This is a genomic window from Flavobacterium aquidurense, from assembly GCF_001404985.1.
In the GTDB taxonomy this organism is placed as follows: Bacteria; Bacteroidota; Bacteroidia; order Flavobacteriales; family Flavobacteriaceae; genus Flavobacterium; species Flavobacterium aquidurense_B.
Window position 1 is genome coordinate 281331 of the sequence record NZ_JRLF01000012.1, and the last position, 16453, is coordinate 297783.

At 32.5% G+C, this 16453-nt stretch carries 15 protein-coding genes; 2 read left to right on the forward strand and 13 right to left on the reverse strand.

All coding sequences use genetic code 11. From position 1 onward, the window contains the following. Positions 1 to 16: 16 nt before the first annotated feature. The 9 genes from RC62_RS13080 to RC62_RS23000 form a co-directional block, all read right to left on the reverse strand. The gene (locus RC62_RS13080; protein ID WP_055095835.1) at positions 17 to 919 is read right to left on the reverse strand and encodes a hypothetical protein; all 903 of its coding nucleotides are present in this window, start codon (positions 917 to 919) and stop codon (positions 17 to 19) included. 5 nt (positions 920 to 924) lie between these two features. Next, a complete protein-coding gene (locus RC62_RS13085) occupies positions 925 to 2193 on the reverse strand; it encodes an ABC transporter permease (protein WP_055095837.1) in 1269 nt (422 codons plus the stop codon). A 3-nt stretch (positions 2194 to 2196) separates the two neighbouring features. Next, positions 2197 to 2592: a hypothetical protein gene (locus tag RC62_RS13090; RefSeq protein WP_055095839.1), complete on the reverse strand. Its 396-nt coding sequence runs from the start codon at positions 2590 to 2592 to the stop codon at positions 2197 to 2199. Positions 2593 to 2608: 16 nt separating this feature from the next. Then, positions 2609 to 2962 carry an excalibur calcium-binding domain-containing protein gene (locus RC62_RS13095; RefSeq protein ID WP_245176825.1) on the reverse strand — a complete coding sequence of 118 codons (354 nt, stop codon included), beginning with the start codon at positions 2960 to 2962 and terminating at the stop codon, positions 2609 to 2611. A 5-nt stretch (positions 2963 to 2967) separates the two neighbouring features. Further along, positions 2968 to 3189: a DUF4236 domain-containing protein gene (locus RC62_RS13100; protein WP_055095841.1), complete on the reverse strand. Its 222-nt coding sequence runs from the start codon at positions 3187 to 3189 to the stop codon at positions 2968 to 2970. Positions 3190 to 3279: 90 nt separating this feature from the next. Further along, positions 3280 to 3438, reverse strand: a complete 159-nt coding sequence (locus RC62_RS22870; RefSeq protein WP_156062672.1) for a hypothetical protein — start codon at positions 3436 to 3438, stop codon at positions 3280 to 3282. A gap of 153 nt (positions 3439 to 3591) precedes the next feature. Continuing rightward, entirely contained in the window at positions 3592 to 4260 is a 669-nt protein-coding gene (locus tag RC62_RS13105) for a response regulator (RefSeq protein WP_055095843.1), read from the reverse strand. A 6-nt stretch (positions 4261 to 4266) separates the two neighbouring features. Beyond that, the gene (locus tag RC62_RS13110) at positions 4267 to 5970 is read right to left on the reverse strand and encodes an ATP-binding protein (protein ID WP_055095845.1); all 1704 of its coding nucleotides are present in this window, start codon (positions 5968 to 5970) and stop codon (positions 4267 to 4269) included. 50 nt (positions 5971 to 6020) lie between these two features. Then, complete coding sequence (locus RC62_RS23000; protein ID WP_167343859.1) at positions 6021 to 6194, reverse strand: hypothetical protein; 174 nt, start codon at positions 6192 to 6194, stop codon at positions 6021 to 6023. Positions 6195 to 6549: 355 nt separating this feature from the next. On the opposite strand from RC62_RS23000, the gene RC62_RS13115 reads away from it, so the two are divergent. Beyond that, the gene (locus tag RC62_RS13115) at positions 6550 to 7638 is read left to right on the forward strand and encodes a hypothetical protein (protein ID WP_055095847.1); all 1089 of its coding nucleotides are present in this window, start codon (positions 6550 to 6552) and stop codon (positions 7636 to 7638) included. 72 nt (positions 7639 to 7710) lie between these two features. Here the strand turns inward: RC62_RS13115 and RC62_RS13120 are convergent, their stop codons facing one another. Further along, positions 7711 to 8130, reverse strand: a complete 420-nt coding sequence (locus tag RC62_RS13120; protein ID WP_055095849.1) for a helix-turn-helix domain-containing protein — start codon at positions 8128 to 8130, stop codon at positions 7711 to 7713. Between the two features lie 445 nt (positions 8131 to 8575). On the opposite strand from RC62_RS13120, the gene RC62_RS13125 reads away from it, so the two are divergent. After that, positions 8576 to 8992: a lipocalin family protein gene (locus tag RC62_RS13125; RefSeq protein WP_055095851.1), complete on the forward strand. Its 417-nt coding sequence runs from the start codon at positions 8576 to 8578 to the stop codon at positions 8990 to 8992. A gap of 86 nt (positions 8993 to 9078) precedes the next feature. Here the strand turns inward: RC62_RS13125 and RC62_RS13130 are convergent, their stop codons facing one another. The 3 genes from RC62_RS13130 to RC62_RS13140 form a co-directional block, all read right to left on the reverse strand. Next, a complete protein-coding gene (locus RC62_RS13130) occupies positions 9079 to 13071 on the reverse strand; it encodes a PAS domain S-box protein (RefSeq protein ID WP_055095853.1) in 3993 nt (1330 codons plus the stop codon). A gap of 12 nt (positions 13072 to 13083) precedes the next feature. Next, positions 13084 to 13533, reverse strand: coding sequence for a response regulator (locus RC62_RS13135; protein ID WP_055095855.1), 450 nt, complete (start codon positions 13531 to 13533; stop codon positions 13084 to 13086). A 453-nt stretch (positions 13534 to 13986) separates the two neighbouring features. Beyond that, a complete protein-coding gene (locus tag RC62_RS13140; RefSeq protein ID WP_082421293.1) occupies positions 13987 to 16377 on the reverse strand; it encodes a mechanosensitive ion channel domain-containing protein in 2391 nt (796 codons plus the stop codon). Positions 16378 to 16453 lie beyond the last annotated feature (76 nt).

Below are 16453 nucleotides of genomic sequence, written 5' to 3' on the forward strand. Positions count from 1 at the left end.
AAAATTGATATAATTCTTATTCTTTACTTAGAATAAAATCCTTTATAATGTTTTCCATATTTGATGGCAGATCAGCATTTTTAATTTCAAAATGACCTATTTTCATTTCAGTAAACCACTTTGTCCAATAGGCTCTGATCACTTTTTCTTCATACGGATTGTTTTTATTCGGATTAATACCAATCACCAAAACTTCGAGATTTGATAAATCGTCATTTGCCTTGATAAAACCATAATCCTGATTTTGTAATTTTTTATCCCAATCTTTAGTATTCAGTCCGTTTTTCCTGATTAGTTCCGGCGTGATATATGTTGTTCGATTTCCTTCTTTCATGACCGTACTTTCATAAAACATATATCCATCAGTCAATATTACGAGTATATTTCTATATTTATTTTCAATGCATTGATCTTTTACTTTATGATCAAAAAAGCTCCATATATCTGATCCTACATATTTATTATCTTTTATGGCCGACTCATAAATTTTTGAAGTTTTTGAGGCATAATTTGAATTTATAGAATTTAATAAATCTTTTGAAGCATTGTTTTTATCAATAGAAATTCTCAAATCCTGGGCAATTGTATTAATTGCAGGATCAAGAGGTTCTGGGTTAAAAAATAATTGCATTTTGTCATCAATCTGTCTTATTCTTTTTGATTTTAAATGTTCTGTAAAAGCTTCAGAAACAGATTTTATGTATCCTAAATCTCTCTGATAATATTCCATCGTTGGGTTAGGATTTTTCTGCAGACTAATTCTATCCGATAAATCAAGGAGAATACTAATGTTATAATTTTCAGAAACCGGACTTTTTGTTGCGTTTTCTTTTTCTGGTTCCTTATCTGAATCCTGCTTGCACGAAACTGTAAAAACAAGCAATAACGACATTGCCATTATAGGTAAAATATTTTTCATAACTATTAATTTTTAAAATAAACCAAATGCTGAAAATCAGGATCTACCAGATTTAATTTACTTAAATGTTCTTCTGACGAGAGATCACAATTTTGTAATAACTCTGATTTTTCTGTGTGTGGCAAAGCAATTTCAGTATTAATAGCCTGAAACCATCCTTCTTTATATTGATGATGATAATGCAGATATTCTTTTACAGGAAATACAAAACCGTCGATTTTAGATTGCAGTTCAGAGATTTTTCCCGTTATGGTTACTATTTGCTGTTTAAAGTCATTTACCTTGTTGATGTAATCTGTTTTTAGCTTTTCGAGATCAAGAAGATTTTCTTTTTTCCCTCTAATAAATGCCCTGATTTTATCAATATTTTCAAATTCTTTCATTACAAAATCAAAAACAAGTCCCCAAATAATATACACGACAAATCCGGCAAATATGATCATCCAGAACTCAGCTTCACCCAATGCAATATTCAAATTATAAGGAGCGGAATCTGTAGTTTTATTAAATTCGTATATCTTCTTTTCGATTTGATACGCCAAAAGAGCATCAAACAAAAAGGTTGTAACAAAAAGCGCAATCATTCTGAAAATATTTTTTATCCCTTTTCCTTTTTGCACCATATGAATAACATAACCTAACCCCATAAATACAAACGGAATCGTAATTACCAAAACACCTTCGAGCCAGCTTGCCTTAAAAGAATTGGTTAATGCATTTGCATCAAAAATTGCAGCCGTTAAACTATCATTTGCAAATTCCTTGAAAAATGCAGAATAAGACGCCGAAATATAAAACACCAATACATAAAGCGTAATAGGAAGCAATAAAAATAAACCAATATAAAATTGCGCTTTTAAGCCTTTTCCGTCTTCGATTCCGTATTTATCAGGATTGCGTTTTACCTCGATAATTTCGTTCTTGATCTGGTCAATTTCATCCGTAATATCCTGTTCTTTCTTTTCGTAGATGCCTATTGCGGCTTCAGATTTTTTAAGTTCAGTTCTGTTTTTCTCCTGTTCCTCTTTGTACGGTTGTTTGAGCCTGTCTTGTTCCAGTTTTTGTTTTCGGCATTGATCTTCAAAACTCATGTATAAGTTTTGTAAACACGCTTTTAATACAATTGGTTTTCCGGTTGCTTTTATCGATGCAGCAAATCCGCTTTGATAATACGTTATTCTGATTTGTTCTCTGTCTTCTTCATTTTCATCTAAAGTTTTGATCTGAGAATCCTCTGTTTTTTTTAAACTGAATAATTGTGATAGTGGTTTCATAACTTAGGAATTTAATTGACTAATAATTTCTTCTTTCTGAATATTTTTTTGGACACAATCAATAAGATAACTCGATAGATCATTGATGTTTTCATCTAAAAAATTGAATTTTCGGCAATACTTTTTCAGCATATTTTCTTCATCATCGGTAATTTTACCGTCTGCCCAGATAATTCTTGTAAAATCATACAAATACTCAATTTTGGTTTTTAAGTCGTCCGGTACAATGAATTCTGTATTAATTGGATTCAGAAAAAGTTTATCGAGTTCCTCTCTCGGAATTCCGCGTTCGTCTGCAAAGTGATATAGCATCTGAAGTTCTAAAACATCAAATTGATCATCAGACAATGCCATTTGATATAATCTTAAAAAGTGACTTTTTAGTTCTAGTGTTATCATGTTTTTTTCTGGTTTATTATTTTAAGTTTTCGCATGCAATTCCATCTCCATCAGCATCTAAGTTTTTGTAGCATTTTTTGTTACTGTCAAAAGCTGCTTGCGCTTGGGAACGAGTTGCAAAATCTCCACAAGTTTTAGTTGGGCAATTCGAGTTTGATGAATTTGATGAATTTCCTGTTGAACCTGATATATCATTTGTGCTTGATGCATCTGATGATTCTGAACAAGAAATTGCGAATCCAAATGTCATTGATATAAGTAATATTAGCATGCATCCGTTATTTTTCCCTGAATATTTTGATCTTGTATTGGTAAAATGAGGTTGAACATAGGTTCCGTTTTTTTTGAAATATCCTTTTCTGTATCCCATGATTGTTATATGATATAAATTAAAAATGTTATGATTCCTGTAAATGCAATTAATACGACACATCCGCTATTTTGATATCTTAATCCGGATATACCGGTTTTGGTAGAATAACCGCTTTTGCTAAATGTTCCCATTCTTGTTCTTAAACTTGGAGAAATTCCGGATTTACTTATGTTAAACCCAAGTCCTCCTCCAAGTTTTATCCTTTTTTGAAATCGAAAGCCCATGATTTTTAAGTTTAGTTAATTAAAGTTTTTCTAATTTTAAAAACTTCTCTTGACGTTTACTTTTTCCATGTCAATCGAAGTCAGAGGATATTATTTCCTTTTTTTGTAGTGATTATTGGTACTTGAGTTTTTATATTTCCCTCCTTTATGAGAACTCCCTTTTCCACTTTTGTAGTGACCACTTTGAGCTTCAATACTACCTCCTAAAACCAGGAAGAATAAACTAAATAAAACGACTAATTTTTTCATAATTTTAAATTTAAATTGATTTATAATTCAAACTTAAACCTATTTGAAACCAGTATTTTACGGAAATCCATAATCAGCAATTTTTTAAATTCAGGCAATAAAAAAAGCTCCCGAAGGAGCTTTTAAAATTTATAATTCTATGATAATGAGATTTTAAATAATCCCCATATCTTTTACGATAGAAACCAAATGAACGGTATTATTTGCTTTAAAAAAGTCTTTCAATTTCGAAAGCCTTTTTTCCATCGCACTTTTGCTATTGGGTTTTACACCTAAGTCTTTAAATATTTGTATGATTTCATCTTGCGGAGTTCCGGATGATAAATGTTTTAAGATCTTAATATCGAGATCGTCTATTTCGAAATTGCTTTTTTCCTGCAATGCAGAGGCAACTTCGGGCGAAATATATTTTGCTTCAGAGGTAGAAATGAGATTGATTGCTTTTTTTAATTCTTCAATACTGGTTAAACCTTTTAATACAAAACCATCAATATCTGCATTATCAAAAAGAGATTTAATCCGGTAACTTTTATCTTCTACAGAATAGGCAATGATTTTAATATCAGGTTGTAATTCCCGAACCTTTTGGACCAGTTCGTCACCATTGGCAATTTTTACTTCTCGATGATCTGTCTTGAACGAAAGATCACTAATCAATAAATCATAAGGTTCATTTTTATTAATAGCGGCACGTATTTTCAAAAACGCATCATCACAATACTTTGAATGTTGAAAATCAACAATATTTAAATCTTTTAAAACTTGCTCAATTCCTAAACTGATAGCATCAAGATCTTCGGCTATTATTACTTTTTTAAACATAGGCTTTTATTTAGGCAGTGTTATTTTTACTTTGAATCCTTTTTCTGGTTCAGTGTCAAAAGTAATAGTTCCTTTTATGGATAAAATACGGTTTTCCATATTTTGCAAACCATTTTTTACAATTTGATCTTTTTCGCAGCCTTTTCCGTTATCGGTATAATCAATAAAAACTATTTTTCCGTTACTTTCAAACTTTACAACAACCAGCGATGCCTGACTATGCTTCTTCATATTCACCATTAACTCTTGTAAAATTCTCTGAATGGTAACCTTTTTAATAGTGTCGACTAATTCCCAATTTACTTTTTCGATATTATTAATAATCACATTTGTATTGTTACTATTGTAGGTCGAAAGCATTTCTTTTAGATTAACCGAATAATTTATTCCGGTATCGATACTATTGTTTTCTCTCGAAATTCCACGAACGCGGGTATAAATGTGATTCAGTTTTTGAAGCAGGTTTTCTTTTATTTCCTCTTTAGTCAAAGATTGCGTTTGTGTAAAAGTCATGGCATTAAAAACATCATTTGCCAACTCATCATGAATATCTTTTGCAATTCTGGTTTCGGTATCGTAGGCAGTTTTTATTTTCTCAATCCTGTTTCGGTTTTGGTAAAATTTTCTGAGATATAATAATAAAAGTAGAAGAGAGGCAACGCCAATTATTAAAAATATTCTTTGATATTTTGCTTCTTGTAAGGATAATTCATTTTCTGCTTTTTCTAAACGCAGTTTCTGGTTTTCGTCTTTTTCTTTTTTAGAATCGTATTTTATTTTGGCAAACTTGTTTTTAAAATTGTTTCTAATCTTAATGATGCTGTCATTTAAGAAAACATATTTTTGCGCATATTCTGTAGTATGAATGCTGGAAGTATTTGAAATTAAAAAAGATAATGATTCCAGGCGTTCATCAATACTGTGCAATTTTGTAGCAATTTGATATGCCGTTTTAGCATATTGATGAGATTTATCAGGATTTGTTTTCGAGTAATATTCTGCAAGATGTATATTGCTTTCTATGCTACTGTAAGTATCGTTGATTTTATTACGCAGGTTAAAACTATCTTGCATTAATAAAAGCCCTTTTTCTGGTAAACCTTTTTTAAAGTATGCATAACCCAAATTGTCTAAAATTCTGGCTTTATTAGAAGGGTTTTCTTCAATAAGCTTTTTGTTTAATACAGATTCCAAAATTTTAATGGCTTCATCATATTTCTTTTGCTCAATAAATACAACAGAAATATTGTTTAACGGATATTGTTTTGATGCTTCGTCTGTACAATCTTTTAAAGCTTCTTTATAATAAAAAATAGCATCATTATATAAGGATAGTTCTTTATCTGCAATGCCAAAGAAATTATTAATAGCCGCACTATAAATATCTTTCTTCTTAATATAAGGTAATGCTTCGGTTAAAGTTTCTTTACTACCGTAATAATCTCCATTTATTTGCTGGATAGAAGCCATTTGAATGAGATTGTAGACAATATTACTACTGTCTTTTGTAGCTTCAAATGCTATTTTTGATTTATTAAAATAGTAAAAAGCACTATTAAAGTTTTTATTTTCAAGAGTAGAGATTCCTTTTTCCCTTAAACTATAACCTTCCTCAGATACTTTGTTTTTATGTATTGATGGTGTTGTTGTTTCTTTACAAGAAAGGACAAGTAAGAAAATAATAAAACAAAAAAACGGGGACCGTAGCATAAAAGTTACTTTCCCCGAATTTAGTTATAAATTTATATTAACCAGTATTTTTAGTCTGGTTTTTTTGGTGGCGGCACAGGTATCGGTGCATCGCCAGGTCCATCGGCATATGTTGGTACTGTAGGTTTAACTTCTTTTTTAACCTCATCGTATTCATCAGCTGTGCAAGAAACAACAGTTGTACTCAATAGCGCAAACGCTCCCAATATAAATAACTTTTTCATGTTTTTATAATTTTAAAGTAAGCATGAGTATTGCCGTCCGGAGGTTGTCCGGATCTTGTTAAAGCAATAATCATTTCGTGTTTTGGGAAGTGAAGTGCGTAGAACTATAAGAGGTTGATTTATACTTCCCAGATAAATCTTGTCTTACGGTTTTCCGTACTTTTAATTGAACTAGTTTTGTATTTTTGTTTTAATACGATATCGAACAAGAACTAATTCTGATACCGCAAAGTAACAACGGCTTTGAGCCTGAATTGATAAGGAATTCCGGGATATACTAACTTTCCTGAGATCTCCTGAAAAACTTGAAAAATCCTGGAAAAAAACTTGAAAATCCTGAAAATCCTGAAAGCTTATGGAAAAAAATACCCGAGAAAATGTTGAAAATGACTATAAAGAAGCTATTAGAGCAAAATATCGTAAAGAAAAAGAAGGAGGGGAATATTATGATTTTTTAGCTGTTCCAGGCCAAGCAAGTTTAAGGGATTTATGCTGGAAGATTTTTAGATCTAATCCTAAATATGATGATTTGAAAGTATACTTGGATTTTTTTAAGTTTGAATTTGATCCTAAAGAAGAAAATACTTCAACTACATACACGGATAAATTTAGAAAAGTTGGAACTTTTTACAAAGTAGGGAAAAAGCCTGCAAAAAACAGTACAATAGAATTAGCTGCAATTTTGGTAGATTTCGAACCAAGACCTTTTAATAAATTTAGAATTCATAATTTATATCCGGATGAAATTCAAAATGAGGATGGGAACAACTCCGAAATATCAAATCAACAAAAGGGACAAAGTGAAAGTTCAGGAGATCTGGAAGTTTTTCTTGATGGAAAGGAAAGAGAGAAAGGAATAATAAAAGCAGTAGTTAAAGAAACGGACAATGAGAATATAAAAGAAGGAGAAGAGGAAGATGAAAAAGTAAAAGAAAGAGAAAGTGAAGAAGAAAGAGAAGAAGAAGGTGAGGAAATAAGAGAAAGTACTTTTGAAGAAGTAAAACTAAAATCAAAAGCAATTAATGCTTTTGTAACGATTCAAGAAAATCCTCGAATTAAGTTGGGACCAAGAATTAAGAATACTATAATAGGTCTCACAATAGTTTTATGCATAGGCTTTGCGGTAATCTTTTTTGCATTTCCTGCGAAAGGCTGTATGCAATGGTCTGGTGATCATTATGATATTGTAGATTGTGGATTGAAAGCACCAGATAATAACATTGTACTTTTAGATCCGAATCAGATTAATTTGAAAAGGATTAAAGTTTGTGATACAACACATTTTTTTAAAAATGGAAAACCTGTTGTATTTTATGCAAGATCTGGAGATTCATTAGAGTGTTTTAATCAAATTGGGCCTCATCCTGAAAGACCAACTCAATATTTAAAGCCAATAACACAATATATGATTGGCGAATATATTAGCAATAAACCCTGTAAGTAATTCTATATTGCAATAAAAAAAGGGCGAGACTTTATATGAAGTCTCGCCCTTTTTTTGATAGGTTACTACGGATTATTTTCCGTTTAATATTTTTTCTAAATATTCAACTTTATCTTTTTCAGCCTGCAGTAAACGTTCGTAAAGTTTTCTGTTTTCGTCAACAATTTCCATCATTTTATCTAAAGGATTGAACGAACAGCTATTTACGTTTGCATTAAAAACATTACCATTAATATCGTTATCACTGACTGTATTAAAAAAATTAATCGCGGCTTCGTCCGAAAAGTTTTTAAGAGCTTCGACGTTTACTCCCAATACTTTTGCTATTTCAATAAGTCTTTCTTCTTCTATGGTTTCGCTATTTTCGATAGCAGATATCGATTGTTGACTTATCCCTAAAGCTTGCGCCAAAGCTTCCTGCTTCATATCTCGAAGTTCACGAATACGGCTGATTTTTCGCCCTATATGATTTGGTTTTGTAAGTGTGCTCATAATTCAAAGATAATAATTAAGTGTAATCTGGCGATGTGTAAAAAACATCTCAGGTATTGTACGATACAGTCAAACATTAATATCGCTTAAATCTATTAGTTGCCTGACTTGGTGAAGTAAAAATACAATTTTTTGCAGATGTAATGAGTATATGCAACAACATGTTTCTATAAAAGCGGTCTTGTTTATTGTATTTTGTTGAAGTAGCTAAAAAATAGTGTTACCTATATATAGGTAAAGGTGAAAATATTACATATTATGCTTTTCTGAGATAAATACTACTGGATTTGTTGCAGGAATGTTATTTCGTAAAGCATTTCTTTAAACTTATGTGAAATTATGTAAATCAAATCGAAAATTATAGAACATTATTCATCGACTTTGAAAGTAATTTAGCATAAATAATTTTAAACAAAATCAAACAATAATTTTTAAAAGAAATCACATGAAAACTAAAAGAATATTATTCGCAGTATTATTAAGCATCGGTTTATTTGCAACATCTTGTAGTAACGATGACAACGACGGGGAAACAATTGTACCAATCCAGGGTAAATATAATTTAAGCCAAACAGGAACAATCATTAACGGACAAGAAGTGTTAATCGACGCTCCTCAAAACGCAAGTGGATGTAACAGAGATTATTTAGATCTAAGATTGAGCAACACAGCAGTTATTGGTGATTATGACGGAAGCAATTGTGCTTTAACAGAAACTACCGGAACTTATGTAAGATCTCACAATGATTTAACTCTTACTGTTGGTACTGTAAGTTCAACAAGTGATATCATGAATCTTACTAACAAAGAATTAAAGATTAAAGATAAAGTTACTGGAGTAATTACTGTTTATACAAGATAATTATAAAGTAAATTTTCTTAATTCTTTGAGAGGATTAAAAAAATAAAAACGGAAATGACTTTTTTAAAGTTATTTCCGTTTTTTTTTTAGTTTAGATTTTGAACTACAGGAATGTAAATGTCGAATGTAGCTCCTTTATTTTTTTCTCCCGTTGCGGTGATAACTCCATTATGGTTTTCTACAATTTTTTTTACGATTGCCAGTCCAATTCCTGTTCCGGTATATTCTAGTTTTCCGTGTAAACGCTGAAAAACTTCGAATATTTTTTTGTTGTATTGCGGTTCAAAACCTATTCCGTTATCAGAGATACTAATATGGCAATATTCTAATTCTTTAGATAAAACGTCATGGTTTAAATCTTCGCCTTTGGCAAATTCACAATTTATTTTTATTACGGTACGAATATCAGGATTCGAAAATTTAAGCGAATTACTGGCCAGATTGTATAATAATTGTCTAAACTGAAACGGAATTATACTTACTTCGCACGTTTGGTTACTTTCGATTATGGCTCCTTTTTGCTCCAGTTCTTCTTTTAGATCTTCTTTTACGGCATCGATAATTGTAGAAATATTTACTTTTTCATATTTTCTTTCCTGAATATTGGTTCTTGAGTACGAGAGTAAATCATTGATAAGGGTTTGCATTCGCTGTGCAGCATTTTGCATACGCAGGAATTTATCTTTTCCTGAATCGGATAGATTCTGAGATTCTTTCTCGATAATCTGGGTGGCAAATGTTTGAATTTTACGCAAAGGTTCCTGTAAATCGTGACTCGAAATATAGGCAAACGACTGAAGTTCTTTGTTCATTTGCTCCAGTTCTACATTTTTTTGTTCGAGTTCTTTTGTACGCTCCGTAACTTGCTTTTCGAGTTCCTGCGTAAATGCCTTTTCTGTCTGGATATCAGTAAATGCACCAACCCATTTAATAATTTTATTGTCTTTATTCAAAACCGGTTCACCAATAACGGTGTGCCATCTATATGTTCCATCTTTTTTCAGGACCCTGACATCTGTTTTATATAATTCTCCGGTTTCAAGGCTGTGTTTCCAGACTCTGGTATTTTCTTCAAAATCAGCAGGATGAATCATAGCTTTCCATTCTGCTTCGCCATTTGGTATTATTCCGGTATATTCCATCCATTTGCCTGAGGTAAACAAAGCATTTCCTTTTTCATCTGTTTCCCAAATAAGCTGCGGGATACTTTCTGTTAAGGAACGGAATCTTTTTTCGCTTTCTTCGATTTTTTTTCGGGCTTCTACTTTTTCAGTTACATCAATCAACGTTATTTTTATTCCTGAAATGGTATCGTCTAATTCGCGTTGCGGTGCATATTCAAAATCAATATACATTTTATGTTCGATGTTATCATGATTTAAATAAAATAACGATTCTGATTCTGAATGTACATTTCCGGTGGTGTAAACTTCATTTAAAAGTTTGGCATATTTTTGCTTTTTAAGTTCGGGAAAAACGTCTAATATTTTTTTACCCTGAACATCGCTTTCATTTTTTCTCCAGATCGTTTTCAAAAGTGCCGCATTGGCCATTTCGATTACCATGTCCTGGCCTTTTAGGATTGCTTTTGGTACAGGAGATTCCATTACCAGTTTTCGAAATCTTTTTTCGCTGGCTTCAAGTTCCTGCTGATGGTTTTTTTCATCAGTAATATCTCTTACGGTACCTAATAATTTTTCAGGATTGTGGTCTGAATCATAAAACATTTTTCCTTTGGCTTCAACCCAATGAATCGATTGATCATCCCATATTACCCTGGCTTCATAATGAATGTTTCCTAAAGTAATGGCCTCTTTAAAAGCTTTCTCGCGTATGTGCAAATCATCCGGATGCACATGGCTAAGAAGTTGGGCGTGAGTTAAATATTCTTGTTCTTTGTAACCGGTAACAATTTCAAGATATCGGTTAGAATATTGAAGATCTTTTGTTTTTAATACAAGTTCCCAGGTTCCTAATTCGCTGGCTTCGACTATAATATTCAGCCTTTCTTCGTTTATTTCTGTTTTTTTTCTGGCTTCAACTTTTTCAGTAACTTCAGTTACAGTAACGATAATACCTGAAATTTCTCCATTTTGTTCTTTTAAAGGATGATATAGAAAATCAAAATAGAAAATTTCCTGTTTTCCATGTCGGTTTAACGGAATTGGTAATTCATTTCCATGAAAAGGAATTCCGGTTTGCAAAACGGTATCGAGTAGGGAACTAACGGCTTGTTTTACTTCCGGCAAGGAATCGAATAATGGTCTGCCAATAAAAGTTTTTTCTTCTCTGTCAACCAGTTTCAGATACGCTTCATTGGCCATTTCTACAATATGTTGAGGGCCGCGTAAAATGGTAATTCCAACTGGTGCCTGCTTAACCGTATTTCTAAAACGCTTGTCAGCTTCTTCAATTTTTTGTCTTGCAAAAACCTGCGGTGTATTATCCAGGACCCAGATTGCAATCTTGGTTACTTTGCCATCAATATTTTTTAGCGGCGCATATACAAAAGTCACATATATAGTTTCTTCTTTTCCGTGCCTGATCAGGTTCATTTGTACCTCATTTGCATAAAACGGATTCCCTTCATCAATTACTTTTTGAAGCTCAGTTTCATAAGCAGATTTTACCTCAGCAAAAGCTTCCCAATAATGTTTTCCCGCAATTTCTTCATATTTTTTTCCTGCGACTTCAATAAAACTGTCGTTTACAATTTCGCTTACCAAAGTTTCTGCATCTAATACGCAAATACCAATTGGCGATTGCGAGACCATACTGCGCAAATTTTGTTCGCTTTCTTCAATTTTTTTCTTGGCTAAATTTAGGTCCGTCAAATCGACCCCGGTATTCATGACACCGTATACATTACCGTTTATATCATATATAGGCGTTAAACTGTAATTAAAATAATAAGTATGTAGTTTTCCGTCGACAGTAAGATCAAGAGGGGTATTCTTTGTATGAAAAGATTTTCCGCTCGTTAATACTTCACTAATTTGTTCAAAAACCAATTGATTATCGAGTTCCGGAACAACATCTTTAAATGATTTTCCGATAACGTCATTTCCTTTTCCCCATATTTTTATAATAGAATCGTTTGCCAGTTCTACCATCATATCTTTTCCTGCGTATAAAGCAATCGGGAAAGGGGCATTTTCAACCAACTCTCTTACTTTTTGTTCACTTTCTTCGATTTTTGAACGCGAAAGTACCTGCGGTGTAACTTCTATTGCAATACCTACAACGCCAGAAATTGTTCCGTCAGTTTCTTTCAGGGCTTCGTAAACAAAATTTAAATAAGTGTCTTCTATTTTTCCGTCACGCGGCAGTTTAACCAATTGTTCATTGGCAGTAAATTTTTCGCCGGTTCTGTACACATTATTGAGTACATCTTCAAGATATTGATTTCTTGTTTCGGGCAAAGCTTCAAAAACGGGTTTGTTGAGAATTTGGCTGGGTTCTACTCCCCATAACTGAATCATTTGATCGTTTGCAATTTCTACCACATGATTTTCACCACGCATAACACACATAGCGACAGGAGCCTGCATGATATTATTTCTAAATCTTGCATTACTTTCTTTAAGAGCTTCAGTTGCTCTTACTTTATCTGTGGTTTCGATAACGGTAACCAAAATACCGCCAACTTCACCATTTTCTTTTTTAATGGGACTGTATGAAAAATTAAAATAACATTCTTCATCAAATCCGTTTCTGTTTAGTATCAGTTTTAAATCAGAATTACTAACTGACTTTCCCTGCATTACATCATTAAACATTGGGTATATCGTATCCCAGGCTTCAGCAAATGTAATTTGCGAACTAATTCCTAAAGCTTTAGGATGTTTTGATCCCAGAATCTGACTGTAGGTATCGTTGTATAATTGTGTTAGATCGTCACCCCAGGTAATGTACATTCCAAAAGGATTGTTGAGCATTACAGCAACCATGGTTTTAAGACTTTCAGGCCAGTTTTCAGGATCGCCTAAAGAGGTTTTATCCCAATCTTTAGCACGTATCAATTTGCCCATTTCGCCACCATCGGATAGAAAATAATGTTTATGATCTGTTACGCTCATTCTGGAAACGAATTAAGGTTGAAGGATAAAATGCTCTCTTACAGGTTGCTTAAAATTATTTTGAGATGCTGTAGTTAGAGCATTCTCGATTACTTTTTTTAATTTAGAAAATTCTGCCGGTTTACGAATATAATAAGTCGCCCCTTTTTTATACATTAGGTCGACTATCTCATTATCCAGAGAAGTAGAAAAAATAATAACGGGAAGATTCTTTAACGCTTCTTTTTCCTTAATTTCTTTCAGACATTCTGAACCATTTTTGCGAGGCATATTCAGATCCAGAAAAAGCAGGTCCGGCAAGTTTTCTGACGAGTGATCCGCTAGAAAGTCCATAAGCTGCACGCCATCATTAACAGTTACAAGAGATACAGGAAGTGATAGTTCGTCCAGTGCTTCTTTAAAAAAAGCGCAATCATCTTCATCATCATCTGCCAGCAATAAATTGTAATTCTGTTTAATCATTTGTAATATTGTAAATTTTTTATTTTTTCCGAAAATTAATTCGCTTTCTAATTCTGTAATTCGATCTGTTCCTACATTTCTTTCTTTGCAGAATAGAGGCTGTTTAATTCAAAATCGATTTAATTCTGCTAAGATAGGACTAATTTAATTACTATTAATCAGTAATATACCGATAAATTTTGCGCTTTTAGATGTAAATAAAAATTTTCTTATTTTTTGTGTATTGTTTTTAAAATTAGATAATTAAGCTTTTTTAAAGGCCGTTTTTCAGTGAATTTTTAAAAATAAAAATCCATTTAAGGAAATAGAACAATTGTTAATGTATTAAAACCTTTGCTCTGAGTCTCAAATAATACTGATTGTCTCTGCGATGTTTATTTCTGAAGTCAACTTCAAAAAAAAATCCGCCAAAATTTAATCTGACGGATTTTAAAAATATAATCTAATTTGATTTTATGTTGATAAAGCTAAACCTTTTGCTTTAAAATTACTGAAAAGTACCTGACGTGCGCTGCTTATAGTTTCCTCGGTGCGGTAAATACTGCACCAGAATTTTATTTGCAGTTTGAATTTTCCATCGGCAATAGCAGTGTAATAAATCTGTGGAGGTTTAGTATTATTGACTAAATCCATGCTCTCAAGAGATTCTAATATTAAGGCATTAATTTCCTCGGGCATAATGTCTCCACTGATTTCTGCAGCAATTTCTACCAGTTTAAAATTGTCTGTATACGTCCAGTTGGTAATGTTTTGCGACAATAAATTACCATTTGGTATAATGATTTCGGCACCGTTTGCCGAGTTGATTTTGGTAGTACGCAATCCCATCGATTTTACTCGGCCGGATTCTGAACTTATATTGATAACGTCCCCAATTTGTATTGGTTTATCAAAAATCAGGATAATACCCGAAACAAAATTGTTAACCACACTCTGAAGTCCTAGTCCAACACCAACACCCAACGCTCCCAGCAAAATACTTAATTTGTCTAATGGCATTCCGGAGGCGGCAACAGCCAGAAGATAACCACAAATTAAAACAACAAGTCTTGTAATCAGTAATTTAGAATGTTGTTTTTTGTTGATGTTTTCTTCGTTTTCATCATCAACTTCACCAAAAAAGTACGCCACATAATTCTGTAATAAATGGGCAACCCAGATAATGATAAAAAACAATACAATGTTTCCTAAGGTAAAAGTGATGCTGCCAATGGTATTTGGGTGGATTAACAGTGAGGTTAAACCAGCGCGCAAAGATTCCCAAATATTTAAGTTAGCGGCGATTACCACAATCCACATATAACTAATTACGATGATAAAAGGTTTTTTGAGTGTCTCTGATAAACTTTCGAAATCAAAAATCTTTTCGATTCCGCGTTTAATTCGGGTGGTATAAATTTGTAAAAGAATAATTTCTAAAATTATTTTTAAAAATACGCTTAAGGCAACAATTTGAGTAAGCGATATAAAAGCAGTTATACTTAACATATTGGCAAGAGAAACTCTCCCGAAAATGTTATTTAATATCGCCAGCACATTCAGACCTATAAAAATAATTGTTGCCCATTTAAAAAAACCTTTGTAGTAAAGCTGATCCTTCAATGTTTTTATTTGAACAAATCCGTAACGAACGCCCATAATATTGATTACAATAAAAGCGCATCGTTGTATAAAACCAACAGCAATAAATAAGTCTAAGAAACACAATATTAAAAATAAAACTAACAGAAGCAGCCAATTGCGCATCGCAACTTTTGACCAGTTATCTTTAAACAGAAAAGTAATAAGTCCCAAAAGAACCAGCTGAATCAATTCTATAAACATTGCCGGCGCATACAAATTGCTTACTACGGCAATATTAAGACCAATGACAGCAACGGGAATAATTACACCACGATTTAGATATTTAAAGTTAAAATCAGACAAGTGACCCTGATGTCCGTTATTTTTAAGATATTTTAAATTGCGTGAAATATACCAGCCCAATAAACAGATTAGTAAAGTTAGAAAAATTAATCCGCCTGCCCTGTAACTTAAATAATAAGCAGCAACGTTTTCTTCGATAATGATTTTGGCTTTAATATTTTTGCCTACTATTTTCTTAGCCGTAGAATCGCTTGTACTCCATAAAACTGGATATTCTTTTTTAAGCATGCTTATTCCGGACTGTTCAAGTTTGCTTTCTACAGTGATTAAAGCATTCGATACCGCTATTTTTCTTTCTACAGTCAGTCTTTTATTTTTGTTTAAAATATTTTGATTTTTAGTCATCAAACTGTCTGTGCTCAGGTATCTGTTTTTAAGATTCGCAAATTCTTTTTTAAATTGCTTGCGTTTAATAGTATCTTTCAAAAGCCCCATCAGGGTTTTGTCCTTGCGTAAATCAATTACACGGCCTTTGATTTTTTCAAGTGCAAGATTTCGGGAATTAATGGCAGTATTTTGTTCGTTAAGTTCCTGTTCAATTTCTTTTAGAACGATACGGTACATTTGCTGGTTGCGCACATTAGGATTTGCTCCTTTTAAACTCGCCAGAATAAGATCAAGTTTGCCTTGTGTTCTTTTGATTTCTCCAAATAAACGATGGCTGTTTCCATCAAACTCAGTGTCATTATGAGCAGATTCCAAAACTTCTCCGGCTTTTTCGATTGCCATCAAATAATCACTGTCGGTAACAGTTTCTTCAAAAAGTTTTGATTTGTTTTCGGTTTTGGCAGGTGTAGTTTCAGTTTTTTCCTGAGTAACTTCTGTTTTCTCCGTTGAGGTTTGAGAGTAGGTTAACGGCGCGTAAAAAAAGACGGCTAACAAAGTAAGTAAACCAATAAAATTTCTTTTCTGAATCATAATACGGGGCATAAATTTAAGGCTCAAATGTAATTTTTTTTAGCATATTTATGATGGAAAGTATGATAAAATTTGG

What these genes read in the sequence shown, in the direction of transcription:
- RC62_RS13085 (WP_055095837.1), bottom strand. Translation starts at nt 2,193, where the DNA reads ATGAAACCACTATCACAATTATTCAGTTTAAAAAAAACAGAGGATTCT.
- RC62_RS13130 (WP_055095853.1), bottom strand. Translation starts at nt 13,071, where the DNA reads ATGAGCGTAACAGATCATAAACATTATTTTCTATCCGATGGTGGCGAA.
- RC62_RS13120 (WP_055095849.1), bottom strand. Translation starts at nt 8,130, where the DNA reads ATGAGCACACTTACAAAACCAAATCATATAGGGCGAAAAATCAGCCGT.
- RC62_RS13090 (WP_055095839.1), bottom strand. Translation starts at nt 2,592, where the DNA reads ATGATAACACTAGAACTAAAAAGTCACTTTTTAAGATTATATCAAATG.
- RC62_RS13105 (WP_055095843.1), bottom strand. Translation starts at nt 4,260, where the DNA reads ATGTTTAAAAAAGTAATAATAGCCGAAGATCTTGATGCTATCAGTTTA.
- RC62_RS13080 (WP_055095835.1), bottom strand. Translation starts at nt 919, where the DNA reads ATGAAAAATATTTTACCTATAATGGCAATGTCGTTATTGCTTGTTTTT.
- RC62_RS13115 (WP_055095847.1), top strand. Translation starts at nt 6,550, where the DNA reads ATGGAAAAAAATACCCGAGAAAATGTTGAAAATGACTATAAAGAAGCT.
- RC62_RS13125 (WP_055095851.1), top strand. Translation starts at nt 8,576, where the DNA reads ATGAAAACTAAAAGAATATTATTCGCAGTATTATTAAGCATCGGTTTA.
- RC62_RS22870 (WP_156062672.1), bottom strand. Translation starts at nt 3,438, where the DNA reads ATGAAAAAATTAGTCGTTTTATTTAGTTTATTCTTCCTGGTTTTAGGA.
- RC62_RS13110 (WP_055095845.1), bottom strand. Translation starts at nt 5,970, where the DNA reads ATGCTACGGTCCCCGTTTTTTTGTTTTATTATTTTCTTACTTGTCCTT.
- RC62_RS13095 (WP_245176825.1), bottom strand. Translation starts at nt 2,962, where the DNA reads ATGGGATACAGAAAAGGATATTTCAAAAAAAACGGAACCTATGTTCAA.
- RC62_RS23000 (WP_167343859.1), bottom strand. Translation starts at nt 6,194, where the DNA reads ATGAAAAAGTTATTTATATTGGGAGCGTTTGCGCTATTGAGTACAACT.
- RC62_RS13100 (WP_055095841.1), bottom strand. Translation starts at nt 3,189, where the DNA reads ATGGGCTTTCGATTTCAAAAAAGGATAAAACTTGGAGGAGGACTTGGG.
- RC62_RS13135 (WP_055095855.1), bottom strand. Translation starts at nt 13,533, where the DNA reads ATGATTAAACAGAATTACAATTTATTGCTGGCAGATGATGATGAAGAT.
- RC62_RS13140 (WP_082421293.1), bottom strand. Translation starts at nt 16,377, where the DNA reads ATGATTCAGAAAAGAAATTTTATTGGTTTACTTACTTTGTTAGCCGTC.